We start from the raw sequence: 18,183 nt of genomic DNA on the forward strand, positions 1-18,183 counted from the left end.
AAATCTAACTATCGGTAATTGGAGAGTTATTTTGGGTGACTGGTTAATCTGTGGAGAGCTGGATAAACGAATAATAATCACATTCGTTTTGAAGGTGAAATTTACTATTCGTACGATTTCTCATCACGGCGGGGTTCCGAGGGGTTGGGCGGCGGGAAGCCCTCCGGCGGTGAGGGGTGGGGAGGCCCGGCGAGACGACACTGATACCTCGGATGTGTGACATGACCGAAATAGAGTGCGCCATGATAGGGAAGCTGTTGAAGATGGGATCGGTGCTGTCCGAAACAGGTGGCGCCACCTCGTGCACGCCCCCCTGGAGAACGCATGCCCCAACCCTTGATCGGTATCACCACCTACCTTGAGGCCGCCCGCTGGGGCGACTGGGTCAGGGAGGCCGTCCTGTCGCCGACCTCCTACGCGCGGGCCGTCGAGAAGGCGGGGGGCGCCCCGGTGCTGCTGCCCCCGCTCAACCTCGGCGGGATCGACGACTACGTCCGCGGCCTGTCCGGTGTGATCCTCGCCGGAGGGGGCGAGCTCGATCCCTCCCTGTACGGGGCCGCCCGCGAGGAGCGCGTCGGTGACCCGCAGCCGCACCGCGACCGCTTCGAGTTGGCGCTGGCCCGCGCCGCAGTCAAGGCCGACCTGCCGCTGCTCGCCTCGGGGCGGGGCATGCATGTCCTGAACGTCGCCCAGGGCGGGAACCTGATCCCCTGGCTCCCCGAGGTGGTCGACCACGACCGTCACGCCGCCTCCACGGCGCACCGCGTCCAGATCAGCGTCTCCAGCAAACTCGGCAAGACGCTGGGCGACAAGGCCGAGGTGACCGCCTCCCATCACCAGGCCGTCAAGCGGCTGGGCACCGGCCTGCTCGCCGTGGCGTGGGCCGACGACCAGATCGTCGAGGGCGTCGAGCTGGAGGGGCACAGGTTCGGCATCGGTGTGCAGTGGGACCTCGCGCGAGCCGGGGACAACCGGCTCGTCGAGGCCCTGGTCGAGGCCGCCGGATCCTGACACCGTCGCGCGGACGTGACGTCCCGCGTGATCGCCCCGGTGCGCCGGTCGTTCCCGACGCCGTCGCGCGGACGTCACCCGCGAGAACGGGCGATGCGACGCGCCGCTGACGCGCGCCGCCGCCGCGCCCGGGTCCCGCCGTGCCGGGGACGACGCGGGTAGGGTGCCGATCATGCCGTTGCACCCGCAGGCCGAGGCCTACCTGAAGCTCTTCCAGACAGACCTCGGTGCCCCTCTCTCCACTCTCACCCCCGAAACGATCGCCGAGCTGCGGACCCTCGACGCCTTCGCCGAGCAGCGCGGTCCGATCATTCCCCTGCCGATGGTGAGGGACGACGTCGCCGCGGGGGTGCCGGTCCGCGTCTACCGGCCCCGGGAGGGCGACGACCCCCTCCCCGCGCTCGTCTACTTCCACGGCGGAGGCTGGGTCTTCGGAAGCGTCGAGCGCAACGACGCGCTCGGCCGCGACCTCGCGGTACGCAACGGGGCGGTCGTGATCTCGGTCGACTACCGGCTCGCGCCCCACCATCCCTTTCCCGCGGCGGCCGACGACGCGTGGAGCGTCGTCCAGGACCTCTTCGCCCGTCCCGGCGCCTACGGGGCCGACCCCGGGCGCATCGCGGTCTGCGGCGACAGCGCCGGGGGCAACGTCGCGGCCGTCGCCGCCTGGCGGGCCAGGGACGCCGGGCTCGGGCTCGCCCACCAGCTGCTCGTCTACCCGGTGACCGACGTGGCCATGGACACCGAGAGCTACCGCACCTACGCCACCGGATTCGGGCTCGGGGCCGATGAGATGGCCTGGTTCGTCACGCAGTACGGAGGCGACCCGGCCGACCCCCGGCTCGCCCCGGCCCGGCTGGCCGACAAGTCCGGCCTGGCCCCGGCGACGGTGATCGTCGCCGAGTGCGACCCGCTCTGCGACGAGGGCGAGGAGTACGCCGCCCAGCTCGCCGAGGCCGGAGTGCCGGTCGAGGTGAGGAGGTACGAGGGGGCCATCCACGGTTTCTTCGGCCTGCCGGGCTTCTTCGACCAGGCGACCGAGGCGCGCGAGTACGCCGCGGCCCGTCTCGCGGAGGCATTCCGGTGAGCGGCGCCGCCCCTGCCCCCATGCGGTGGGAGCGTCCGCGACCCGGTCAGAAACTCCTGGGCAGCCCGAGCACCTGGGTGGCCAGATAGTTGAGCAGGAGCTCCTCGGTGACGGGGGCCACCCTGCCGATGCGGGCGTCGGCCAGCAGGCGGGCCACCGGATACTCCAGCGAGTAGGCCATGCCGCCGTGCGTCTGGAAGGCGTGGTCGGCCGCCTCCCACGCGGCCTGTGAGGCGGTCAGTTTGGCGATGTTGGCCTCGGTGCCGCAGGGCAGCTGCCTGTCGAACAGCCACGCGGCCTTGTAGAGCATCAGCCTGGCCAGCTCGATCTTGGCCTTGACCTGGGCGAGGGGGAAGGCGATGGCCTGGTTGGCGCCGATCGGGCGGCCGAAGACCTCGCGCTCCCTGGCGTACCGCACGGCCACCCCCAGCGCCACCTCGGCGCCGCCGAGGGCGGAGGCGGCCAGCAGGACGCGCTCGGGGTTGAGGATGTCCCACAGCACCAGCGCGCCCTGGTCGACCTCGCCGACGACGTTTCTCTCGGGGACCCGCAGATCGTCGATGAAGACCATGTTGGACGGGGTGGTGTTCGCGCCCATCTTCGGGATCGGCCGGAAGGACAGCTGCCCGGCGGCGACCGCCTCGGGGACGTTCACCAGCAGGACGGTCAGGCCGTTGGAGCGAGGACTGGCCTCGGCGGCCGGGATGGTCCGGGTCACGAGGAGCATCCAGGTCGCCCGCTGCACCCCGGTGATCCAGATCTTCTGGCCCTGGACGACGAACTCCGCACCGTCGCGGCGGGCGAAGGTGGAGATGCCAAGGGCGTTGGACCCGGCGTCGGGCTCGGTCAGGGCGAAGCAGGTCTCCAGCTCGCCGGTGGCCAGCCTGGGCAGCAGCTCCTCACGCTGCCGGCCGCTGCCGTGCCTGGCGAGGGTCATGGCGCCGAACCCCGGGGTGAGCACGTAGGTGAACGCCGAGCCGCCCGCCGAGCCGGAGGCCGACAGGGTCTCGGTGGCCACGGCCAGCTCCAGCAGGCCCTGCCCGCCGCCGCCGTACTCCTCGGGCACGGCCAGGCCGAGCCAACCGCCCTTCGCCAGATCCTGCCAGACCTCCTCCGGCCAGCGCTTCTCGCTCTCGCACCGCTGCCAGTAGTCCAGGTCGTAGCGGGCGCAGATGTCGCCGATGCCGCGCTGCACGGCGAGGGCGCTCTCGGGGAGGGTGAAGTCCACGATGATCAACTCCATCGTTCTCGGCGGGGGACTGCCGCGGAAGTGTGAGTCTGCGGCTCCGTCGGCTCCGCTGGCTCAGGATTCCGAGGCGGGAAGGCGCGGCCTGCGCGCGTGGTAGACGAAGGCCGGCGGCACGTTCCCCCACACCGTCCGGCCCACGACGACCTCCTCGAAGGTGTCGGCGAGACGCTTCCTGAAGCGCCGCGCGGGGGGAAGGCGCTTGGCGAAGCTGTACGCGAAGGTGGTGAAGGCCGTGTGCGGGCCCATGATCGCGGTGACCGCCTCCAGCAGGCGGGCCTGTGTGTCCGCGGAGAAGGCGGCCCACGGCAGCCCGCTCACGATCGCGTCGGCCTTGGACAGGCCGCGCTCCTGGAGCAGCTGCGGCAGCCGCGCCGCGTCGTCGACCACGACGTCCACCCCGGGGTTTCCCGCGGCGAGGAACTCGGCCAGCCTCGGGTTGATCTCGACGGCCATGTGGTGTCCCCGGCCGCCCAGCCGGCGCTGGATCTCCGCCGTGAACGCGCCGGTGCCGGGACCGAGCTCGACGATCACCGGATCTCCCCGGAGGGGAACGGGCGAGGCCACCGCCTCGGCGAGCCGCCGCGAGCTCGGCGCCACCGCTCCGACGGTGCCCGGCGAGCGGAGCCACTGTCCCAGAAAGAGCGCGGTGTCATTGGTCATGGTCTGAAGCGTAGGGGAATCCGCCAGGCGGTGGATCCGTAGGTCATTCCCCAGGCTGACGACCCGGCCGTGCCTCCGCGGTCACGATGTGCTTCGAACCACTCGCTTTTCATCTTTCATCTGAGGAAGGACACATCTCATGCAGGAGGTCGTCACCCAGCCCGATCCGACGCGGGGCCGTCAGGTATCCACGGGCCTGCTGTACGGCGTCCGCGTCCTCGTCGTCGCCCAGGCCGCCGGACTCGTCGTCGCCGCCTCGTTCGCGGGCCAGGCCGTACAGGGCGGGGGAGAACTCGGCGAGACCCACGTCATGGCCGGGATGGTGGTGCACCTGATCGCCCTGCTGCAGATCGTCGCGGCCGTGCTGGTCTGGCGTCCGGGACGGGGGGCGGGCTGGCCCGCGCTGGCCAGTCTCGGCCTGTTCCTGATCGGCATGGGCCAGCACTTCAGCTGGGACGCGCTCGGCACCCACGTGCCCAGCGGTCTCGCCCTGTTCGGACTGACCGTGGCGGTGCTCATCTGGGCGTGGTCGCCCCGCGCCGCCGAGCGCCGGTCCTGAGACGTGCGCCCTCCCCGCATCCCCTCGGTGGCGCCGGACACAGTAGTGTCACCATCAGGTGCGGGGAGGGAGTTCAGCCGGTGGGTCCGGAAGAATCGGGGGCTGAAGATCGAATTTGGACGGTTCCCAACGCGCTGAGCCTGGCCAGGCTCCTGGGGGTGCCGGTCTTCCTCTGGCTCGTGCTGGGGCCGAAGGCCGACGGCTGGGCCGTCGCCCTGCTCATGCTGGCCGGATTCTCCGACTGGCTCGACGGCAAGATCGCCCGTGCCTGGAACCAGACCAGCAGGCTCGGCCGCCTGCTCGACCCGCTGGCCGACCGGCTCTACATCCTGGCCACCCTGTTCGGCCTCGCCATGCGCGAGATCATCCCCTGGTGGCTGGCGCTCGCCATCCCGCTGCGCGACGTGATGCTGCTGGGCATCCCGCTCATCCTGCGCCGTCTCGGATACGGTCCGGCACTGCCCGTGCACTTCCTCGGCAAGGCCGCCACCGCGAACCTGCTCTACGCCTTCCCCCTGCTCTTCCTGGCCCATCACCCCTCCTGGTACGCCGAGGCGGCGGGGATCGTCGGCTGGTCCCTCGCCATCTGGGGCACAGGTCTGTACTGGTGGTCCGGAGTGCTGTATTGGGTACAGGTGCGTCAGCTGACCAGCGAGGCCAAACGCCTTAAGAGGTGATCTGTGAAGGCCGTCGTCATGGCGGGCGGGGAAGGGACACGGCTCCGGCCGATGACCGCGAACCAGCCCAAGCCTCTCCTGCCCGTGATCAATCGGCCGATCATGGAGCATGTGCTCCGCCTGCTGAAACGGCACGGTTTCACCGAGACGGTGGTCACCGTGCAGTTCCTGGCGGCTCTGGTCAGAAACTACTTCGGCGACGGCGACGAGCTCGGCATGAGCCTGCACTACGCCACCGAGGACACGCCGCTCGGCACCGCGGGCAGCGTCAAGAACGCCGCCGACCGGCTCCGTGACGACCGCTTCCTGGTCATCTCCGGCGACGCGCTGACCGACATCGACCTGAGTGACATGATCCGCTTCCACCGCGAGAACGGCGCGATGGTCACGATCGGGCTCAAGCGCGTCCCCAACCCGCTGGAGTTCGGCATCGTCATCGTCGACGACCAGGGCAGGGTGGAGCGCTTCCTGGAGAAGCCGACCTGGGGCCAGGTCTTCTCCGACACCGCCAACACCGGCATCTACGTGATGGAGCCCGAGGTCCTCGACGAGATCGCGGCCGGGGAGTCCGTCGACTGGTCGGGCGACGTGTTCCCCAGGCTGCTGGAGCGCGGCGCCCCGCTGTACGGCTACGTGGCCGACGGCTACTGGGAGGACGTGGGCACCCACGAGAGCTACCTCAAGGCCCAGGCCGACGTCCTGTCGGGGCGGGTCAAGGTCGACATCGACGCCTTCGAGGTCTCGCCGGGCGTCTGGGTGGCCGAGGGGGCCTCGGTCGACGCCGACGCCGTCCTCAAGGGCCCCCTCTACATCGGCGACTACGCCAAGGTCGAGGCGGGGGCCGAGCTGCGCGAGTACACCGTGCTCGGCAGCAACGCGGTGGTCAGGGAGGGAGCCTTCCTGCACCGCGCGGTCGTCCACGACAACGTCTACGTCGGGCCCAGCGCCCACCTGCGCGGTTGCGTGATCGGCAAGAACACCGACCTGATGACCGCGGCCAGGGTCGAGGAGGGCGCCGTCGTCGGAGACGAGTGCATCATCGAGGCCGAGGCGTACATCTCCTCCGGCGTCAAGATCTACCCGTTCAAGACCATCGAGGCCGGGGCGGTGATCAACAACAGCGTCATCTGGGAGCCGCGCGCCCAGCGCAACCTGTTCGGCCCCCGGGGGGTGTCGGGGCTGGTGAACGTTGAGATCACCCCCGAGTTGTGCGTACGGCTGGCCAGCGCGTACGCCACCACCCTGAAGAAGGGCGCCTCGGTCATCACCTCCCGCGACTCCTCCCGTGCCGCGCGGGCACTGAAGCGGGCGGTGATCAGCGCCCTGAACGCGAGCGCGATCAACGTGCTCGACCTGGAGGCGTCCCCGCTCCCGGTGGCCCGCTTCCACACCGCCAGGGAGAACGCCGTCGGCGGCATCGCGCTGCGCACCACCCCCGGCGACCCGCAGAGCGTCGACATCGTCTTCATGGACGAGCACGGCGCGGACCTGTCCCCGGCGGCCCAGCGCAAGCTGGACCGGGTCTTCTCCCGGCAGGAGTTCCGCCGCGCCTTCCCCGGAGAGATCGCCGAGCTGAGCTTTCCGGCCAGGGCGGTGGAGGACTACACGCACGAGCTGCTGCGCCTGGTCGACATCAGCGGGGTGCGCGACGTCGACATGAAGGTCGTGGTCGACTGCGCGGGAGGCACCTCCTCGCTGGTGCTGCCCAGCCTGCTGGGCCGGGTCGGGGTGGACGTGCTGACCGTCAACAACCGGCTGGACGACGCCTCGCCCACCGAGACCCTCGCCGAGCGCCGCCGTGATCTGCAGCGCCTCTCAGAGCTCGTCAGCTCCTCCAGGGCGGCCTTCGGGGTGCGCTTCGACCCGGTGGGGGAGCGGGTCGCGCTGGTGGACGAGATGGGCCAGCTGATCAGCGAGGAGCGCGCCCTGCTGGTCGTGCTCGACCTGGTCGCCGCCGAGCGGCGCGGCGGCAGGGTGGCGCTGCCGGTCACCACCACCCGGGTGGCGGAGCAGGTCTGCAGGTTCCACGGCGTGCAGGCCGAGTGGACCTCCACCGCGATCGACGCGCTGACCACCGCGGCCAGAGGGCCGGAGACGATCTTCGCGGCCGACGGGCGCGGCGGTTTCATCGTGCCCGAGTTCGGGCCCACGGTGGACGGCCTGGCGGTGTTCCTGCGCCTGCTGGGCCTGGTCGCCAGGACCAGGCTCTCGCTCAGCCAGATCGACGCCAGGATCCCCGAGGCCAAGCTGCTGCGCCGGACCGTGCCGACCCCGTGGGCCGCCAAGGGCGCGGTGATGCGCTCGGTCATCGAGGCCGCCGAGCACTACCGCATCGACACCACCGACGGGGTCCGGGTCGTCGCCGAGGACGGCAGCTGGGCCCTGGTGCTGCCCGACCCGACGGAGGCGGTCACCCACCTGTGGGCCGAGGGCTTCGACGTCGACTCCGCGCAGACCCTGATCGAGCACTGGGCGCGGGTGGTCGAGGACGCCGCGGGCGGCTGAAGGGCACAGCCGGGCACAGACGGGCACAGACGGGCACAGACGGGCGCAGGTGGGCCCAGCCGGGCACCGGGGGAGAGGAGCAGGTCGTGAGCGAGGACCGTGAGCCGAGCGGAGCGGGAAAGCCGGGCGGGCAGGGAGGAGGATGAGCGCTCGGGGCGAGGGGTCGCGACAAAACACAGCGCGGCGCCATGGACCGGAGACAGTGCCCCACTGTAACTTTGTCACCGACCGTACCCGCGGTTCAGCGTCAACCTTGACCTTCGCGCCTCATCACTGTATGTTGCGGCATTCGCAGTCCGAGAAAACACTTGAGAAGCGAAGAAGCGAGGCGCGCATCACTGAGCACCGTTGCCGCGTCTTCGCGGTAGGAGGCCGAGCCGATCGATGCCGAGCGTCTACTGCACGCAGTGCGGTCATGCCAACCCTGAGGATGCCCGTTTCTGTTCACGATGCGGGTCGCCGCTTACCAAAGCCGAGACCGCCGGAGACAGCACATCGACGATCTCCCTCTCCGGGATCGAGGCATATGAGGCGGAGACAGGTGAGACGCTTCTCGCCGAACGGCAGGCCGTCGAGCAGTTGCCCCCGGGCACCGCGTTGCTGGTCGCGATGCGCGGCCCCAACGCCGGCAGCCGGTTCCTGCTCGACAGCGATCTCACCACCGTGGGCCGCCATCCGGAGAGCGACATCTTCCTCGACGACATCACGGTCTCGCGCCGTCATGTGGAGTTCTACCGGCGCGGCGGCGGGGTCTTCACCGTCCGTGACGTCGGCAGCCTCAACGGTACGTACGTGAACCGCGAGCGCATCGAGGAGGTCCCGCTGTACGGCGGGGACGAGGTGCAGATCGGCAAGTTCCGCCTCGTCTTCCTCACCCGCGGTGCCGCTGGAGGATGATGAGCTCGCAGGCCGCTCGTGCGCACATGAGCATCGGGGAGGTGCTCGCCCTCCTGCAGGGCGAGTTCCCCGACGTCAGCATCTCCAAGATTCGTTTCCTGGAGGGCGAGGGGTTGATCGAGCCGGAGCGCAGTCCCTCCGGTTACCGCAAGTTCAGCTACGCCGACGTCGAGCGGCTCCGTTACATCCTCAGCGAGCAGCGTGACCGCTACCTGCCGCTGCGAGTGATCAAGGATCATCTGGAGGCGGCCGATCGCGAGGAGCGCCCGGCCGCCCGGCCGCGCGCCGTCCCCGACGAGGCGCCTCCCGAGCTCAGGCTCACCCGCGAGGAGCTGATCGCCGCCGCCGAGCTCGACGAGGAGACCCTCGCCGAGCTTGAGGACTACGGCCTGCTGGCCGCGGTGGCCCGCTACTACGACGCCGAGGCGCTGGCCGTGGCCCGCAGCGTCGGAGCCCTCGCCGCCTTCGGCCTGCGCGCCCGCCACCTGAGGGCGGTCAAGGCCGCGGCCGAGCGCGAGGCGGGCCTGGTGGAGCAGGCCGTCGCCCCGCTGCTGCGCCGTCGCGGGCCGGGCGCGATCGACCAGGCCGACGAGACGGCGAGGGAGATTTCCGGCCTGCTGCTGGAATTGCACGCCTCGCTGCTGCGTTCCGGCGTGCGTGGGGCTCTGGGTCGGTGAGAGCCTGACCAGGCACTCGTACCCCCACGAGTGTTACGTTGAACAAACCGGTCGGAATCCAGCGAAGACGGAGCAGCCCGTGTTGCAGATGGAGGTCGTGGGCGTTCGAGTTGAAATGCCCTCCAACCAGCCGATCGTCTTGTTGAAAGAGACGCATGGGGAGCGTTACCTGCCTATCTGGATCGGCATGACGGAAGCCACGGCGATCGCCATGGCCCAGGCCGAGGAACCACCACCCCGGCCGCTCACTCATGACCTGTTCCGTGACGTGCTCGAAGGGCTCGGAGTCCGGCTGAGCACGGTCAACATCGTCGCCCTGCGCGACGGCATCTTCTTCGCCGATCTCGTGTTCTCCAACGGGGTGGAGGTGAGCGCGCGTCCCTCGGACTCGATCGCCTTGGCACTTCGCACCGGCGCACGTATCTTCGCGAGTGAGGACGTGGTCCGGGAGGCGGGGGTGATCATCCCCGACGACCAGGAGGACGAGGTGGAGAAGTTCAGGGAGTTCCTTGACACGATCACGCCCGAGGACTTCGGCCGCGCGGGGTAGGAATTTCGGTGCATTTACGCTTCACGACGCGCCGAGTGGGGTCGTTGACTGGACTTGGCCCCAGTCCTACGGTGCATGTGAACCCTGCGGCCGTGCGTAAACCCCCAGATCAGGCCGTGGGATGAGAGAAAGCCGGAGGTCCGCGTGGCGGTCAGCAGCGGCGAGGGTAGAAACGCCGATCAGGATGACCCGAAACGGCGCCAGTCGGCACGTCAGCGCGCGGGTGAAGAGGGTCTGCTGTTCGACGGGCAACCGGTGAAGGTGCCCGCCGACATCGGCTACCGGGGCCCGACGGCCTGTTCCGCGGCCGGCATCACCTACCGGCAACTCGACTACTGGGCGCGCACCGGCCTCGTCGAGCCCACCGTGAGAGCCGCCCACGGATCCGGCTCCCAGCGCCTTTACGGCTTTCGCGACATCCTGGTGCTCAAGGTCGTCAAACGGCTCCTCGACACCGGCGTCTCCCTCCAGCAGATCCGCATCGCCGTGCAGCACCTGCGCGACCGGGGCGTCAACGACCTGGCCGGGATCACCCTGATGAGCGACGGGGTGAGCGTCTACGAGTGCACCTCGCCCGACGAGGTGATCGACCTCCTCCAGGGCGGCCAGGGAGTCTTCGGCATAGCACTGGGACGGGTGTGGCAGGAGGTGGAGGGCTCCCTCGCGGATCTGCCCGGCGAACGTGCGGAGTCGAGCGAGGGCCCTTTAGGCGATCATCAGGCCGATGAGCTGGCCCGCCGTCGCAGAGCACGACGAACCGGGTAAACTCGGACTCGCTGCTGACCCTGTGCGGGAGAGACCCCGACAGCGAGCGGGGCGCCGAAGGAGCAACCTCCCCGGAATCTCTCAGGCACCCGGTACCGCACGGACGAGGCAACTCTGGAAAGCAGGCGCGCCGGCCAGGCGCGACTCACCGACGGTGCAAGCCTCCCGTCACGGGTAGGTGAAGCTCTCAGGTCACGACGCGTGAGACGGTCGTGATGACAGAGGGGGAGACCAGGCATACGCCCGCGCCCAGCGCCGGTCTCCACCCCGTCCCGGGAGGCTTCACAATGACCGACCTGTCATCGCTCAGCGAACTCGGCTCCCTGCCGTTCTCCACCCGCCACATAGGGCCGGACGACGCCGGCCAGACCCGCATGCTGGAGGCGGTCGGATTCGCCTCCGTGGCCGACCTGGTCGCGGTGGCCGTGCCCGAGGCGATCCGCTCCGCGGGGCGGCTGAGCCTGCCCCCGGCGGCCGGGGAGTCCGAGGCCCTCGCGGAGCTTCGAGTCCTCGCCGGGCGCAACACCGTGCTCACCTCGATGATCGGCCTGGGCTACCACGACACGATCACTCCGGGCGTCATCCGCCGCAACCTCCTGGAGAACCCCGGCTGGTACACCGCGTACACGCCCTACCAGCCGGAGATCTCCCAGGGCCGTCTGGAGGCCCTGATCAACTTCCAGACCGTCGTCTCCGACCTGACCGCCCTCGACGTCGCCGGTGCCTCCCTGCTCGACGAGGCCACCGCCGCCGCCGAGGCGATGACCCTGGCCCGCCGCGCCGGCCGCGGCCCCTCGAAGGTGTTCGTGGTCGACGCCGACGCGCTGCCGCAGACCAAGGCGGTGCTGCGCACCCGCGCCGAGCCGCTCGGCATCGAGCTGGTCGAGAGCGACTTCACCGCCGAGCTTCCCGAGTGCTTCGGGGTGCTCGTGCAGTATCCCGGCGCCAGCGGCAGGATCCGCGACTTCCGCGCCGTCGCCGACGCCGCCCACGCGCGCGGCGCCCAGGTGGTCGCCGCCGCCGACCTGCTCGCCCTCACCCTGCTGGCCGCGCCGGGCGAGCTCGGCGCCGACATCGCCGTCGGGTCCTCGCAACGCTTCGGCGTCCCCCTCGGCTTCGGCGGCCCCCACGCCGCCTACATGGCGGTCCGCGACGGTCTCCAGCGCCAGCTGCCGGGCCGCCTGGTGGGCGTCTCCCAGGACGCCGACAAACGCCCCGCGTACCGGCTCGCCCTCCAGACCCGTGAGCAGCACATCCGCCGCGAGAAGGCCACCAGCAACATCTGCACCGCGCAGGTGCTGCTCGCCGTGATCGCCGGCATGTACGCCGTCTACCACGGCCCCGAGGGCCTGCGCAGGATCGGACGGCGCACCCACAGGCACGCCGTCGTGCTCGCCGAGGGCCTGCGCCAGGGCGGTGTCGAGGTCGTGCACGACACCTTCTTCGACACCGTGCTCGCCAGGGTGCCCGGCCGCGCCGAGGAGATCGTCGCCACGGCACGCGAGAACGGCGTCAACCTGCGCCTGGTCGACGCCGACCACGTGGGCGTCACCTGCGACGAGAAGACCGAGCCGCTCCACCTGGAGCAGGTCCTGGCCGCCTTCGAGATCAGCGGCGCCGTGCTGGCCGACCTCGACGCCGCCGCCCACGACGCGCTGCCCGCCGCGCTGGCGCGGGTCAGCGACTACCTGACCCACCCGGTCTTCCACAGCCACCGTTCCGAGACGGCCATGCTGCGCTACCTGCGAAGGCTCCAGGACAAGGACATCGCGCTCGACCGGTCGATGATCCCGCTGGGCTCCTGCACCATGAAGCTCAACGCGACCACCGAGATGGAGCCGATCACCTGGCCGGAGTTCGCCGGGCTGCACCCCTACGCGCCCGAGGACCAGGCCGCGGGCCACATCGAGCTGATCGGGGAGCTGGAGCGCTGGCTCGCCGAGGTCACCGGCTACGACGCCGTGTCGCTTCAGCCGAACGCCGGCTCGCAGGGGGAGTTCGCCGGGCTGCTGGCGATCCGCGCCTACCACACCGCGCGCGGAGAGTCGGGCCGCGACGTCTGCCTGATCCCCTCGTCCGCGCACGGCACCAACGCCGCGAGCGCCGTCATGGCCGGCATGCGCGTGGCCGTGGTCGCCTGCGACGACAAGGGCAACGTCGACCTCGACGACCTCGTCGCGAAGATCGACAAGCACCGCGAGCAGCTTGCCGCGATCATGGTGACCTACCCGTCCACGCACGGCGTGTACGAGGAGACGATCGTCCGGATCTGCGAGCTGGTGCACGAGGCCGGCGGGCAGGTCTACGTCGACGGCGCCAACCTCAACGCGCTGGTCGGCCTGGCCAGGCCGGGGGAGTTCGGGGCGGACGTCTCCCACCTCAACCTGCACAAGACCTTCTGCATCCCGCACGGCGGCGGTGGCCCCGGCGTCGGCCCGGTCGCGGTCCGCGCCCACCTGGCCGACTATCTGCCCGGCCATCCGCTGCGTGAGGGTACGGCGGTCGGCCCGGTCTCGGCCGCGCCGTACGGCTCGGCGGGCATCCTGCCCATCTCCTGGGCCTACATCCGGATGATGGGCGCCGACGGCCTGAAGGCGGCGACCGAGCAGGCCATCCTGTCGGCCAACTACCTGGCCCGCAGGCTCAGCCCCCACTACCCGGTCCTCTACACCGGCCGCGGCGGCCTCGTCGCCCACGAGTGCATCGTCGACCTGCGCCAGATCACCAAGGAGACCGGGGTGACGGTCGACGACGTGGCCAAGCGCCTCATCGACTACGGCTTCCACGCCCCGACCATGTCCTTCCCCGTGGCGGGAACGCTGATGATCGAGCCGACCGAGAGCGAGGACCTGGCCGAACTCGACCGGTTCTGCGAGGCGATGATCTCGATCCGCGAGGAGATCGCGAAGGTCGCCTCCGGCGCGTACGACAGGACCGACAACCCGCTGCGCAACGCCCCGCACACGGCCGACAGCCTCGTCGTCGACGAGTGGGCCCACCCCTACAGCCGCACCGAGGCGGCCTACCCGCTGCCGTCGGTGCGCGAGGGCAAGTACTGGTCGCCGGTCCGCCGTATCGACCAGGCCTACGGCGACCGCAACCTGGTCTGCTCCTGCCCTCCCCTGGAGGCGTACGAGGACTGATCCCGCCGGCCTCGTGGACATCGCGCGAGAGCCGGGAAACCCACGCGAACCGTGATATCCGCCGGGAATGCGGGGGGACGGACGAGGCCCCGAGTCGTTAGGCTCGGGGCGTCTCCGTATCCGGAAGGATCATGCATGCCTGAGGTGGACACCCGTCCCTTGGACGCCGCGCGAAGACTGGCCGAGTCGGGCGATCTCGACGGCGCCGCCACGATCTTCGCTGAGCTGGTCGCCGATCCCGACGAACCCGACAGGGCCCAGGCGGCGGTGGGGCTCGCGGTGGTGCTCGAGGAGAGCGGAGACGTGCCGGGCTCCCGCGCGGCCGCGCGCACCGCGCTGGCGACCGGGCACCCGGAGTTCGCCGCCCAGGCCGCCTGCCTGCTCGCGGGGAGCTTCGAAAGGGAGGACCTGGCGGAGCAGGCCCGCGCCGCCTGGCAGGCCGCGCTGGGTGTCGGCCATCCCGCCTATGTCCCGCTGGCGCACATGGCCCTCGCGCGGCTCGCCACGGGCGAGGAGGAGGCCGAGCGGTCGCTTCGCGAGGCGCTCGCCACCCGTGACCCGGAGATCGCTCCTCGGGCCGCTCAGCGGCTGGCGGAGGTGTTCCTTGAGGAGGGCGAGCTGGCCGAGGCCGCGCAGGTGCTCCTGGAGGCGCTCTCGGTGCCGGAGGCGGCCGAGGTGCCGAGACTGAGGGTGATGCTCGGCATCGCTCATCTGGAGATGGCCTGCGCCGAGTTCTCCGGCGCGATCGAGGAGGGCGGAGACGTGGAGACCGGTGCGCTGGCCATCGAGCTCCTGGCGCGCACCCTCCCGCTCAGGGGGCGCGACGAGGACGCCGAGCGGGTGTGGCGCTACGGTCTGGACAGCGCCGACGAGGACCTCGCCGGTGAGGTCCGCCTGCGCCTCGACCGGGATCTCTGAGGTCCGGCGACTTCGGGGGCCGTGCGCGGAGCGGCGGTCGCCCTGTGGGCGGACGTCGGGCGGACGCCGGGCCGATGGGGCCGGGCCGGACACTGTCCGGGAGTGGCGGATCCACAGGGGACCACAGGGGAGGTGTCTCCCCGTTCCCGCGGCGCCCTCGCCGTCAGTCGCGCTCCCGCCAGCGGCTCAGGGCGTGGGCGAAGTTGATCGCGACGATTCCGCCCCAGGCGAGCAGCAGTCCGGCGGTGCCGGCGTTCTGCGCGGCGATGGCGGTGAGCGGGATCCCGATGCCCATGGAACCGAGGGCGATCGGGATCGAGGAGTTCGTGCTCCTGCGCGGCCTGGCCGCCGGCGCCCCGGTGGCGTGCAACTCGGCGCGCACCCGGTGGGCGATGGTCGCGTCGAGACGTGACACGAACGAGTCGACGAGCGCGGCCTCGTACTCCGGGCCGAGGTCGCGCCGGGCCTCGATGGTGGCGCGCATGTCCTGGCGGATATCTTGGTAGTCCTGCACGCTTCGATTGTTCCCTCGCCCCCGGCCGCCGGGCATCAGCCGTTAGGACGAGATTCGTGTCCACCTTCGACTCCACCCCCCTCGCGAAGGCGTCCGCCCCGCGGACCACCGCGGAATCCAGGCTTCCGGCGGGCACGGCCGGGCCTCTGGAGATCGTGACCCCGCACGGCCCGGCCCTCGTGGAGATCGACGAGGTGGCCGCCCCGCGCTTCCTGCTGGTGCTCACCCACGGCTCGGCCGGGGGAGTGGACGCCCCGGACCTGCTGGCCGTGCGGGACGCCGTGACGGCGATCGGCGGGACGGTCGCGCGGGTGCTGCAGCCGTTCCGTGTGCGCGGGGCCCGGGCGCCGGGGTCGGCGGTCAAGCAGGACGAGGCGTGGGAGAGGCTGGTGGCGGGGTTGCGCGGGCGCTATCCGGGGCTGCCGCTGGCGCAGGGTGGGCGGAGCAACGGGGCGAGGGTCGCGTGCCGTACGGCCGAGCGGGTCGGTGCCCACGCGGTCGTCGCGCTGGCCTTCCCCCTGCACCCGCCGAGGAAGCCGGAGCGCTCCCGCGCGGGGGAGCTGCGTGCGGCGGGTGTGGACGTGCTGGTGGTGAGCGGAGACCGTGACCCGTTCGGCGTGCCCGAGGCGGCGGACGCCGCGCGCCTGGTGGTGCTGCCGGGAGAGGGTCACGACCTCGGGAGGAGTCCCACCAGGGTGGGCGAGGTGGTCGCCGAGTGGCTCGACACGAGGATGCGGCCGGGCTCGGTGGACCCGCTCAGCGTGACCGGTCGGGGGTGACGGGTCTTCAGACGACGCCGGCCAGTGGCCGGTGCGGCTCGATGACGGCACCGTCGGGGAGGAGCTCGCCGGTGTCCTCGAACAGCACAACACCGTTGCAGAGCAGGCTCCAGCCCTGCTCGGGGTGGGCCGCCATGGTGCGGGCGGCTTCGCGGTCCAGCGCGTCGGCGGACGGACAGGACGGCTCGTGCGGGCACATCGGCGTGCCTCCGGATCTCTCGTGTCGGCTCGCCCGTGTCACACCGGGCACGGGGGTGGGCATCGGACATCCGGCGGCACCGTCACCGATGGGTCTCCGTTCCCACGTATGACGGGGACGAGCATCTGAATGTTGACATATGGCCATGCGACCCCTAACAGAGCGAGGGTCGCACATCAAGTAGATCAAGTGTGCGATCGATCGCACCTCGGCGACATAGCCCGTTAGGACTGTTTGGGACTGCTAGAGGGCCAGTCCGTCAGGGCTTTGTCGGGGGATGTGACCTATAACACAGCATGCCTCATATGAGCACATTCAACCAAGTCCGACACGCCGCCTGGCGGGTAAACGATCGGTTACAAGTTGCTGACGTGCCCCGATGCCGGCCCTCGCGCCCCTGGCCTGGCCCTTAGCGGCTCCTGCCCTCCCGCGTGCCCAGGCCGGCCAGGAGCGCGTCCAGCCCGTGCTCGAAGTCGGTGTCCGCCGCCGGGCTGCCGCCTCCCCTCGACGGAGGGCGCCAGGGCTCGTCCTCGTCGCCCGGGGGCTCGGCCCAGCCCGACTGCTGCACCTCCACCGCCACCGCGCCGAAGACGTAGGCCCGCAGGGCGCGTACCGCCCCCGCCGGGTCGGCCAGGCCCGCCTCGGCCAGTTGCTCGGTCTGCTCCCTGATCGCGATCGCCGCCCTGCCTCTCGGCGGTTTGGTCAGGGCGAGGGCCAGCACCCCGGGATGCTCCCTCAGTGCTGCCCTGCTCGCCCGGCACCAGGCCCTCGCGCTCTCCTGCCAGCTCTCGCCCGGCTCGGCGTGCACGGTGGTGACGTGCTCGGCCAGCGCGTCCATGAGGGCGTCCTTGCCGCGCGGCAGGTGGTGGTAGATGGCCATCGCCTCCACCTGGAGCGCGTCGCCCAGCCGTCGCATCGTCAGACGCCGGAGCCCTTGGCCGTCTGCGATGTGAAGGGCGGCGTCGATGATGCGCTCCCTGGAGAGCGGGACGGGTGGTCGCTTGGCGGGCATGGGAGGCATCCTGCCACCGCCTGCCTTACTGCGTAAAGGGTGGCGCGCCGAACAGGACGGACCTCCGTCGCGCGGCGGGACGGGGTCGTCCGGGAGAGGTCGGGTCCCTGAGTGTGTGGGGTGAGGGCTGAGCGCGTAGGCTACGAGCGGTGATCTGCCGGAGGAGGCCCGGCGACCGGGGAGAGAGGGAAGAAGATGGCGTTTTTCCGACCGAGCGTGAGCCGGGAGGCGGAGGTTCGTCACCACGCTGACCAGGAGGTCGGGAAGAGCTTTCCCGAGCTCCTTGAGAAGGCGCGCGAGGCCGAGGCCGAAGTGCGCCGGGCGCAGGCCGCCGCGGCTCCGGTGCAGGAGTTGCGAGCCGCCGGGCTGGCGTTCGACAGGGCTCTCACCGAGGCCCTGCGCGCGGCCGAGGCCAACCAGCGTGCGACGTTCGGGGTCAAGGCGTACGACGACCGGATCCGCCGCCGCAAGGGCAGGGCGACCCCCCGGGGTGCCGAGTGGACCGCGGAGGTCAACCGCCTGCGCACCCTTCGCGAGCAGAACCGGCTGACCGGCATCCCCCGGGTTCCCCGCCCGGTCGCCGCCTCCGCCCGCTGACCTTCATCCCAAGCGCCCTGGGCACCCAGGGCTCCCGTTCGAGAGGGCTCCTCCCCGCGGCCGAAGACCGCGGGGAGGAGCCCTTCGCGGTCCCGGCCCACGGCGGGCCTGCGGGGGGCCTGCGGGGGGCCTGCGGGGGGCTTGGACGCCGTCATCCCCCATAAGCCTTGACATCGCCGCCGATGGGGTGGATTTTAGGATAGGCTTACCTAATAAGCCTTGTCATTCCGACAGCCCCCGACTGCTCGCCTAACGCTATGACCAGGTATTTCGCTGAGATGTGCACAGCCACGCATTTTCCTCTGCCCCAACCCCTGCCTGATGGCTCCGAGAACGCGACGGGAGATCGGTGCTCGGCGGCCTCCGGGCGCGTCGGCGGGAGAA

Annotated in this window: 18 protein-coding genes and 1 riboswitch; of the genes, 13 read left to right on the top strand and 5 right to left on the bottom strand. The window is 70.8% G+C overall.

The window, feature by feature from the left end; translation table 11 throughout:
- Positions 1-324: 324 nt before the first annotated feature.
- Positions 325-1,011 (top strand): gamma-glutamyl-gamma-aminobutyrate hydrolase family protein, encoded by a 687-nt coding sequence (locus ABT352_RS23970; protein WP_350947141.1) that lies wholly within the window; start codon positions 325-327, stop codon positions 1,009-1,011.
- A gap of 172 nt (positions 1,012-1,183) precedes the next feature.
- Positions 1,184-2,098 carry an alpha/beta hydrolase gene (locus ABT352_RS23975; protein WP_350947142.1) on the top strand — a complete coding sequence of 305 codons (915 nt, stop codon included), beginning with the start codon at positions 1,184-1,186 and terminating at the stop codon, positions 2,096-2,098.
- Positions 2,099-2,144: 46 nt separating this feature from the next.
- On the opposite strand, the gene ABT352_RS23980 is transcribed toward ABT352_RS23975, so the two are convergent.
- A complete protein-coding gene (locus ABT352_RS23980) occupies positions 2,145-3,326 on the bottom strand; it encodes an acyl-CoA dehydrogenase family protein (RefSeq protein ID WP_350947143.1) in 1,182 nt (393 codons plus the stop codon).
- Positions 3,327-3,401: 75 nt separating this feature from the next.
- Positions 3,402-4,007, bottom strand: coding sequence for a class I SAM-dependent methyltransferase (locus ABT352_RS23985; protein WP_350947144.1), 606 nt, complete (start codon positions 4,005-4,007; stop codon positions 3,402-3,404).
- Between the two features lie 139 nt (positions 4,008-4,146).
- Between ABT352_RS23985 and ABT352_RS23990 the strand changes: the two genes are divergently transcribed.
- The 9 genes from ABT352_RS23990 (at position 4,147) to ABT352_RS24030 (ending at position 14,698) form a co-directional block, all read left to right on the top strand.
- Positions 4,147-4,566, top strand: coding sequence for a hypothetical protein (locus tag ABT352_RS23990; protein ID WP_350947145.1), 420 nt, complete (start codon positions 4,147-4,149; stop codon positions 4,564-4,566).
- A gap of 80 nt (positions 4,567-4,646) precedes the next feature.
- Entirely contained in the window at positions 4,647-5,243 is a 597-nt protein-coding gene (gene clsA / locus ABT352_RS23995; RefSeq protein ID WP_350947146.1) for a cardiolipin synthase ClsA, read from the top strand.
- A 3-nt stretch (positions 5,244-5,246) separates the two neighbouring features.
- Positions 5,247-7,748 carry a sugar phosphate nucleotidyltransferase gene (locus tag ABT352_RS24000; RefSeq protein WP_350947147.1) on the top strand — a complete coding sequence of 834 codons (2,502 nt, stop codon included), beginning with the start codon at positions 5,247-5,249 and terminating at the stop codon, positions 7,746-7,748.
- 384 nt (positions 7,749-8,132) lie between these two features.
- Positions 8,133-8,645, top strand: coding sequence for a double zinc ribbon and FHA domain-containing protein (locus ABT352_RS24005; protein WP_350947148.1), 513 nt, complete (start codon positions 8,133-8,135; stop codon positions 8,643-8,645).
- 26 nt (positions 8,646-8,671) lie between these two features.
- Entirely contained in the window at positions 8,672-9,322 is a 651-nt protein-coding gene (ftsR, locus tag ABT352_RS24010) for a transcriptional regulator FtsR (protein WP_386205217.1), read from the top strand.
- A 79-nt stretch (positions 9,323-9,401) separates the two neighbouring features.
- Positions 9,402-9,872, top strand: coding sequence for a bifunctional nuclease family protein (locus ABT352_RS24015; protein WP_326639501.1), 471 nt, complete (start codon positions 9,402-9,404; stop codon positions 9,870-9,872).
- A 144-nt stretch (positions 9,873-10,016) separates the two neighbouring features.
- Positions 10,017-10,637, top strand: coding sequence for a MerR family transcriptional regulator (locus tag ABT352_RS24020; protein ID WP_350947150.1), 621 nt, complete (start codon positions 10,017-10,019; stop codon positions 10,635-10,637).
- Between the two features lie 15 nt (positions 10,638-10,652).
- Positions 10,653-10,745: riboswitch (glycine riboswitch) on the top strand.
- Positions 10,746-10,924: 179 nt separating this feature from the next.
- Positions 10,925-13,780 (top strand): aminomethyl-transferring glycine dehydrogenase, encoded by a 2,856-nt coding sequence (gene gcvP / locus ABT352_RS24025; RefSeq protein ID WP_350947151.1) that lies wholly within the window; start codon positions 10,925-10,927, stop codon positions 13,778-13,780.
- 135 nt (positions 13,781-13,915) lie between these two features.
- Positions 13,916-14,698, top strand: coding sequence for a tetratricopeptide repeat protein (locus ABT352_RS24030; protein ID WP_350947152.1), 783 nt, complete (start codon positions 13,916-13,918; stop codon positions 14,696-14,698).
- A 163-nt stretch (positions 14,699-14,861) separates the two neighbouring features.
- Here the strand turns inward: ABT352_RS24030 and ABT352_RS24035 are convergent, their stop codons facing one another.
- A complete protein-coding gene (locus ABT352_RS24035; protein WP_350947153.1) occupies positions 14,862-15,212 on the bottom strand; it encodes a hypothetical protein in 351 nt (116 codons plus the stop codon).
- 146 nt (positions 15,213-15,358) lie between these two features.
- On the opposite strand from ABT352_RS24035, the gene ABT352_RS24040 reads away from it, so the two are divergent.
- The gene (locus ABT352_RS24040) at positions 15,359-15,991 is read left to right on the top strand and encodes an alpha/beta hydrolase family protein (RefSeq protein ID WP_350947311.1); all 633 of its coding nucleotides are present in this window, start codon (positions 15,359-15,361) and stop codon (positions 15,989-15,991) included.
- 7 nt (positions 15,992-15,998) lie between these two features.
- Here the strand turns inward: ABT352_RS24040 and ABT352_RS24045 are convergent, their stop codons facing one another.
- On the bottom strand, positions 15,999-16,190 hold the full coding sequence (locus ABT352_RS24045) for a DUF5999 family protein (protein WP_307558872.1): 192 nt from the start codon (positions 16,188-16,190) through the stop codon (positions 15,999-16,001).
- 409 nt (positions 16,191-16,599) lie between these two features.
- Positions 16,600-17,202 (bottom strand): TetR/AcrR family transcriptional regulator C-terminal domain-containing protein, encoded by a 603-nt coding sequence (locus tag ABT352_RS24050; protein ID WP_350947154.1) that lies wholly within the window; start codon positions 17,200-17,202, stop codon positions 16,600-16,602.
- A gap of 195 nt (positions 17,203-17,397) precedes the next feature.
- On the opposite strand from ABT352_RS24050, the gene ABT352_RS24055 reads away from it, so the two are divergent.
- Positions 17,398-17,799, top strand: coding sequence for a hypothetical protein (locus ABT352_RS24055; protein WP_350947155.1), 402 nt, complete (start codon positions 17,398-17,400; stop codon positions 17,797-17,799).
- The last annotated feature ends 384 nt before the right edge of the window (positions 17,800-18,183 follow it).

The sequence above is a fragment of the Streptosporangium sp. NPDC000563 genome, from assembly GCF_040299985.1.
Lineage (GTDB): Bacteria > Actinomycetota > Actinomycetes > Streptosporangiales > Streptosporangiaceae > Streptosporangium.